This window comes from Streptomyces sp. SAS_272, from assembly GCF_052543235.1.
Genome location: NZ_JBMNDR010000042.1, coordinates 38,549 through 45,490, shown reverse-complemented (window position 1 = coordinate 45,490; position 6,942 = coordinate 38,549). Strand labels below are relative to the sequence as shown.

Annotated in this window: 8 protein-coding genes; all 8 read left to right on the top strand. The window is 70.8% G+C overall.

Annotated features, from left to right (window positions below; translation table 11 throughout):
- A partial coding sequence (locus tag ACN6LD_RS23310) for a YebC/PmpR family DNA-binding transcriptional regulator (RefSeq protein WP_445044165.1) occupies nt 1-209 on the top strand: 209 nt, incomplete at its 5' end.
- A 171-nt stretch (nt 210-380) separates the two neighbouring features.
- Complete coding sequence (gene ruvC, locus ACN6LD_RS23305) at nt 381-950, top strand: crossover junction endodeoxyribonuclease RuvC (protein WP_445044164.1); 570 nt, start codon at nt 381-383, stop codon at nt 948-950.
- The gene (gene ruvA, locus ACN6LD_RS23300) at nt 947-1,552 is read left to right on the top strand and encodes a Holliday junction branch migration protein RuvA (protein ID WP_319186790.1); all 606 of its coding nucleotides are present in this window, start codon (nt 947-949) and stop codon (nt 1,550-1,552) included. Before ruvC ends, ruvA begins: the two co-directional genes overlap by 4 nt.
- Before the next feature lie 10 nt (nt 1,553-1,562).
- Nucleotides 1,563-2,636 (top strand): Holliday junction branch migration DNA helicase RuvB, encoded by a 1,074-nt coding sequence (gene ruvB / locus ACN6LD_RS23295; protein ID WP_057580361.1) that lies wholly within the window; start codon nt 1,563-1,565, stop codon nt 2,634-2,636.
- A gap of 177 nt (nt 2,637-2,813) precedes the next feature.
- Entirely contained in the window at nt 2,814-3,320 is a 507-nt protein-coding gene (gene yajC, locus ACN6LD_RS23290; protein ID WP_319186791.1) for a preprotein translocase subunit YajC, read from the top strand.
- Nucleotides 3,321-3,453: 133 nt separating this feature from the next.
- Nucleotides 3,454-5,226, top strand: coding sequence for a protein translocase subunit SecD (secD, locus tag ACN6LD_RS23285; RefSeq protein ID WP_319186792.1), 1,773 nt, complete (start codon nt 3,454-3,456; stop codon nt 5,224-5,226).
- Between the two features lie 3 nt (nt 5,227-5,229).
- Complete coding sequence (gene secF, locus ACN6LD_RS23280) at nt 5,230-6,339, top strand: protein translocase subunit SecF (RefSeq protein ID WP_319186793.1); 1,110 nt, start codon at nt 5,230-5,232, stop codon at nt 6,337-6,339.
- On the top strand, nt 6,336-6,875 hold the full coding sequence (locus tag ACN6LD_RS23275; RefSeq protein WP_445044163.1) for an adenine phosphoribosyltransferase: 540 nt from the start codon (nt 6,336-6,338) through the stop codon (nt 6,873-6,875). Before secF ends, ACN6LD_RS23275 begins: the two co-directional genes overlap by 4 nt.
- The last annotated feature ends 67 nt before the right edge of the window (nt 6,876-6,942 follow it).

Here is a 6,942-nt window from a genome sequence, read left to right as displayed (position 1 = left end):
CTCCCCCCCCCCCCCCGCTCCAGGAGGCCGGCATCGACTACGACTCCGCCGAGGCCAACTTCGTCCCGACCATGCAGGTCGAGCTCGACGAGGACGGCGCACGGAAGATCTTCAAGCTGATCGACGCGCTCGAGGACAGCGACGACGTGCAGAACGTCTTCGCCAACTTCGACGTCAGCGACGAGGTCATGGAGAAGGTCGACGCCTGAGCCGGCGCTCGACTGCGTCTTCGAACGGGCCGACGGGACACCCCCGTCGGCCCGTCGCGTTGCGGGGGCGTATGCCGGGGCGTGTGCCGGCGGCCGTTGTCGGTGGCACCCGATAGCCTGCACGAACCGGGGGCGACCCGGCCGGGCCGGGAGAGCGAAGGGAGGGCGGACGTGCGTGTACTCGGGGTGGACCCCGGACTGACACGGTGCGGTGTCGGCGTCGTCGAGGGGGTCGCGGGCCGGCCCCTCACCATGCTCGGCGTCGGAGTCGTACGGACGCCCGCCGACGCCGAGTTGGGGCAGCGCCTCGTCGCCGTCGAGCAGGGCATCGAAGCGTGGCTGGACGAACACCGGCCCGAATGCGTCGCCGTGGAACGGGTGTTCAGCCAGCACAACGTGCGCACGGTCATGGGCACCGCCCAGGCCAGCGCCGTCGCCATGCTGTGCGCCGCCCGCCGCGGCATCCCCGTCGCCCTGCACACCCCCAGCGAGGTCAAGGCCGCCGTCACCGGCAGCGGCCGCGCGGACAAGGCCCAGGTCGGTGCGATGGTCACCCGTCTGCTGCGACTCGACGCACCCCCGAAGCCGGCCGACGCCGCCGACGCCCTCGCCCTCGCCATCTGCCACATCTGGCGCGCCCCCGCGCAGAACCGGCTCCAGCAGGCGGTCGCCCGGCACACCGCCAAGCCGTCCACGCACCCCACGACCGCAACGATCACATCGAAAGGCCGTACGGCATGATCGCCTTCGTCAGCGGCACCGTCGCCGCACTCGCCCCGGACGCAGCCGTCGTCGAGGTGGGCGGCGTGGGCATGGCCGTCCAGTGCTCGCCGAACACGCTGTCCACGCTCCGGCTCGGAAAGCCGGCCAAGCTCGCCACCTCCCTCGTCGTGCGGGAGGACTCACTGACCCTCTACGGCTTCGTGGACGACGACGAGCGCCAGGTCTTCGAGCTGCTGCAGACCGCGAGCGGCGTCGGCCCCCGGCTCGCCCAGGCCATGCTGGCGGTCCACGCCCCGGACGCCCTGCGCCGCGCGGTGGCCACCGGGGACGAGAAGGCGCTGATCGCCGTCCCCGGCATCGGCAAGAGGGGCGCGCAGAAACTGCTGCTGGAGCTCAAGGACCGGCTCGGCGAGCCGATCGGCGCCCCCGCGGTCGGCGCACCGGTCACCAGCGGCTGGCGCGACCAGCTGCACGCCGCCCTGATCGGCCTCGGCTACGCCACCCGCGAGGCCGACGAGGCCGTCGCCGCCGTGACCCCGCAGGCCGAGGCCGCCGACGGCGCGCCCCAGGTGGGCCGGCTGCTGAAGGCCGCCCTGCAGACCCTGAACCGCGCCCGCTAGGAGAACGTCAGTGAACTGGGACGACACGACCGAGGAGACCACTGCCGAGGAGCGGCTGGTGGGCTCGGTCGCCGACCGGGAGGACCAGGCCGTCGAGGCCGCCCTGCGTCCCAAGGACCTCGGTGAGTTCATCGGCCAGGAGAAGGTGCGCGAGCAGCTCGACCTCGTCCTGCGCGCCGCCCGCGCACGCGGCGCGACCGCCGACCACGTGCTGCTCTCCGGAGCCCCCGGCCTCGGCAAGACCACCCTCTCGATGATCATCGCTGCGGAGATGGGCGCCCCGATCCGCATCACCTCCGGCCCCGCCATCCAGCACGCCGGCGACCTCGCCGCGATCCTCTCCTCGCTCCAGGAGGGCGAGGTCCTCTTCCTCGACGAGATCCACCGCATGTCCCGGCCCGCCGAGGAGATGCTGTACATGGCGATGGAGGACTTCCGCGTCGACGTCATCGTCGGCAAGGGCCCCGGCGCCACCGCCATCCCCCTCGAACTGCCCCCCTTCACCCTCGTCGGCGCCACCACGCGCGCGGGGCTGCTGCCGCCCCCGCTGCGCGACCGGTTCGGATTCACCGCGCACATGGAGTTCTACGAGCCCGCCGAGCTGCGACGCGTCATCCACCGCTCGGCCGACCTCCTCGACGTCGAGATCGACGCGGAGGGGGCGGCCGAGATCGCCGGCCGCTCCCGCGGCACGCCCCGTATCGCCAACCGTCTGCTGCGCCGCGTCCGCGACTACGCGCAGGTCAAGGCCGACGGGAGCGTCACCCGTGAGATCGCCGCGGCGGCGCTGAAGGTCTACGAGGTGGACGAGCGCGGGCTGGACCGCCTGGACCGGGGGGTCCTGGAAGCCCTGCTGAAACTGTTCGGCGGCGGCCCGGTCGGTCTGTCCACGCTCGCGGTCGCCGTGGGGGAGGAGCGTGAGACCGTGGAGGAGGTGGCCGAACCCTTCCTCGTCCGGGAGGGACTGCTCGCCCGCACACCGCGCGGCCGGGTGGCGACCCCGGCCGCCTGGACGCACCTCGGCCTCACCCCGCCCCGGGCCCCCGGTCAGGGAAGCGGGCAACAGGACCTGTTCGGGACGTGACGCCGGGGGCTTCGGCGAGGACATTGGCCGGGTCAGGAACCCAGGTGCCATGCTGAGCGTTGTTCCATGCGCGCGGACTCGCTTAGACTCCGCCGATGCCGCCCCAGTCGGCAGCACACAACCCCCATCCATGAGGCCGCTCAACCGCCGCGGTCGTTTGAAGGAAGTTTCCGACCCGTGAGTCCTTTGACCCTCCTCCCGTTCATCGTGCTCATCGGGGCCATGTTCCTGATGACCCGGTCGGCCAAGAAGAAGCAGCAGCAAGCGGCCGCCATGCGTAACGAACTGCAGCCCGGAAGTGGTGTCCGCACCATCGGGGGCATGTACGCGACGGTCAAGGAGGTCAACGACGACACGCTTCTCCTCGATGCGGGACCGGGCGTGGAACTCCTCTTCGCGAAGAACGCGATCGGCGCCGTCCTGACCGACGACGAGTACAACCGCATCGTGCACGGCATCGAGCACGACCTGAAGTCCGACTCCGACGTCGTCCCGGACGACGCCTCCTCCCTCGCCGAGACCGACGACTCCGTCGACGAAGCTGCCGCCTCCGACGACAAGGTTGTCGACCTCGGCAAGAAGGACGAGACCGACGAGGTCCGGGAGAAGGCCGCCGAGGCCGAGCAGGCCGACGCCGGCGAGGAGCCGAAGAAGACCGAGGGCGACTCCGACGAGAAGAAGTAGCCACGACCCCGGCGCTCAGGGTGCACACCCTTCGGCGCCGGGGCGCGCGCATCTCGCCAGGGGATCCCACACCATGTCATGGCCGCCGCCGCGCTGACCCGGCGCAAGGCGGCCCGAGAGGGAGTACGAGAAGGTGGCAGCACCCAAGAAGGGCCGGAGTGCGAGTGCCCAGAGCAAGCCAGGGCGCACGCTGGCCCTGATCCTGATCGCCATCGTGGGGCTCACCGGAGGCATGTTCGCCTCCGGTCACACCACTCCGCGTCTCGGCATCGACCTCGCCGGCGGTACCAGCATCACGCTGGAGGCGAAGGCCGAGCAGGGATCCGCGATCAACAAGGCCAACATGGACACCGCGGTCGACATCATGAACCGCCGTGTCAACGGGCTGGGCGTCTCCGAGGCGGAGGTGCAGACCCAGGGCGACCGCAACATCATCGTGAACATCCCCAAGGGCACCAACTCCGCGGAAGCGCGCAAGCAGGTCGGCACCACCGCCAAGCTGTACTTCCGTCCGGTCCTGGCCCAGGAGGCCACCGGCTCCGCCGCTCCGTCGCCGAGCGCGTCCCCGAGCGGCTCGTCGAGCGCGTCTCCCAGCCCCTCGGCGAGCGCTTCCGCCAAGGGTGAGAAGGCGACCTCCTCCTCGTCCCCCTCGGCCTCCGCCACCTCGCAGGGCCGCGCCGTCACCGACGCGCTCAAGGCCGACGCCACCCCGTCGGCCGCGGCCGGCGCCAAGGCGAAGGCGTCCCCCAGCCCGTCGGCATCCGGTGGCGGCACCGCCTCCCCCGAGGTCACCGCACTCCAGGCCAAGTACGCGGCCCTGGACTGCACGGACAAGGAGGCCCGCGCCGCGGTCAGCACGGGCGTCAAGCCCGGGGACACGACGGTCGCCTGCGGTGAGATCGACAAGGTCTGGTACAAGTACCTGCTCGGCCCGGCCGCGGTCGACGGCACCGACGTCAAGAAGGCCGCGGCCGTCTTCGACACGCAGGGCGCCGCCGGCTGGCAGGTCAACATGACCTTCACCAAGTCGGGCGGCAAGAAGTTCGCCGACATCACGGGCAAGCTCGCGCAGAACCAGCAGCCGCAGAACGAGTTCGGCATCGTGCTCGACGGCGAGGTCGTCTCCAGCCCGTTCGTGCAGAGCGCGATCACCGGCGGCCAGGCGCAGATCTCCGGCAGCTTCAAGCAGGAGGAGGCCCAGGGCCTCGCCAACATGCTGTCCTACGGCGCGCTCCCGCTCACCTTCGGGGAGCAGAGCTCGACCACCGTGACGGCGGCCCTCGGCGGCGACCAGCTGCACGCCGGTCTGCTCGCGGGCGCCATCGGCCTCGCCCTGGTCGTCCTCTACCTGGTGGCTTACTACCGCGGGCTGGCGCTCGTCGCGCTCGCCTCGCTGCTGGTCTCGGCGGCCCTCACCTACGTGCTCATGGCCCTGCTCGGCCCGGCCATCGGCTTCGCGCTGAACCTGCCGGCCGTCTGCGGAGCCATCGTCGCCATCGGCATCACAGCGGACTCGTTCATCGTGTACTTCGAACGGGTCCGGGACGAGATCCGCGAGGGCCGCACCCTGCGACCCGCCGTGGAACGGGCCTGGCCTCGGGCCCGGCGCACCATCCTGGTCTCCGACTTCGTGTCGTTCCTCGCCGCCGCCGTGCTGTTCGTCGTCACGGTCGGCAAGGTCCAGGGCTTCGCGTTCACGCTGGGCCTGACCACCGTCCTCGACGTGGTCGTGGTCTTCTTCTTCACCAAGCCGCTGATGACGCTCATCGCTCGGCGGAAGTTCTTCGCGGACGGCCACAAGTGGTCCGGCCTCGACCCGAAGAGCCTGGGTGCCCAGCCGCCGCTGCGCCGCACCCGCCGTCCCGGCGGTCCTGTCGCCGGTCCCGTCGAGACGAAGGAGGCCTGAGCGATGTCCAAACTCGGTAACCTCGGCGCCCGGCTGCACCGTGGCGAGATCAGCTACGACTTCATCGGGCACCGCAAGCTCTGGTACGGCGTCTCGATCCTGATCACCATCACGGCCATCCTCGGCCTGGCGGTGCGCGGCCTGAACATGGGCATCGACTTCCAGGGCGGAGCCGTCTTCACCACGGAGAAGAACGGCAGCATCTCCGTCTCCCAGGCCGAGGACGCCGCGAAGGCGGCCTCGGGTCACGACGCCGTCGTGCAGAAACTCGGCGACGGTTCGGTGCGCATTCAGATCGCCGGCATGGACATCGCGCAGTCCGACAAGATCAAGGCTGACCTCGCCCAGGACTTCAAGGTCAACCCCGAGACCATCAACGCCGACCTCGTCGGCCCCAGCTGGGGCGACCAGATCGCCGCGAAGGCCTGGCAGGGTCTGGCGATCTTCATGGTGCTGGTGGTGATCTATCTGGCGATCGCCTTCGAGTGGCGGATGGCCATCGCCGCCCTCGTCGCCCTGATCCACGACATCACCATCACCGTCGGCATCTACGCCCTCGTCGGCTTCGAGGTCACGCCCGGCACGGTGATCGGTCTGCTGACCATTCTCGGTTACTCGCTGTACGACACGGTCGTCGTCTTCGACTCCCTCAAGGAGCAGACCAAGGACCTCACCAAGCAGACCCGCTTCACCTACAGCGAGGTCGCCAACCGCTCGATCAACGGCACCCTGGTCCGCTCCATCAACACCACGGTCGTCGCACTGCTGCCGGTGGCGGGCCTGCTGTTCATCGGCGGCGGTTTCCTCGGCGCGGGCACGCTCAACGACATCTCGCTGTCGCTGTTCGTGGGTCTCGCGGCGGGCGCCTACTCCTCGATCTTCATCGCCACGCCGCTCGTCGCCGACCTCAAGGAACTCGAGCCGCAGTACAAGGCGCTGAAGAAGCGCGTCCTCGCCAAGCGGGCCCAGTCCCCGGCCGAGGACGAGCGCGACGTGCCGGGCACCGCGGACGGTTACGACGAGGAGGACGCGACGCCGGCGGTCGTCGGCCCGCGCAACCAGCCCGCGTCCCGCGGCCGGGGCCGTGGCCGCCCGTCGGGGAAGCGACGGTGACCGGCATCGAGGAGCTGCTCCTCAGCCGCATCCGGGACGTGGCCGACTACCCGGAGCCGGGCGTGATGTTCAAGGACATCACCCCGCTCCTGGCGGATCCGGCGGCGTTCACCGCGCTCACCGACGCGTTCGCGCAGATCGCCGAGCGCACCGGCGCCACCAAGGTCGTCGGCCTGGAAGCCCGGGGATTCATCCTGGGCGCCCCGGTCGCCGTCCGCGCCGGCCTCGGTTTCATCCCCGTGCGCAAGGCGGGCAAGCTCCCCGGAGCGACCCTCAGCCAGGCCTACGACCTGGAGTACGGCTCGGCCGAGATCGAGGTGCACGCGGAGGACCTGACCGCAGGCGACCGTGTGCTGATCGTCGACGACGTCCTCGCCACCGGCGGTACCGCCGAGGCGTCGATCCAGCTGATCCACCGTGCCGGAGCCGAGGTGGCCGGGGTCGCGGTCCTGATGGAGCTGGGCTTCCTCGACGGGCGTCCCCGTCTGGAGGCGGCCCTGCGCGGGGCGCCCGTGGAGGCGCTGCTCACCATCTGAACGCGGTCTGCGCACCGCCGTACGCGAACGGGCGGGCCCGGAGGAATCCGGTGCCCGCCCCTCGCGT

What these genes read in the sequence shown, in the direction of transcription:
- ruvA (WP_319186790.1), top strand. Translation starts at nt 947, where the DNA reads ATGATCGCCTTCGTCAGCGGCACCGTCGCCGCACTCGCCCCGGACGCA.
- secF (WP_319186793.1), top strand. Translation starts at nt 5,230, where the DNA reads ATGTCCAAACTCGGTAACCTCGGCGCCCGGCTGCACCGTGGCGAGATC.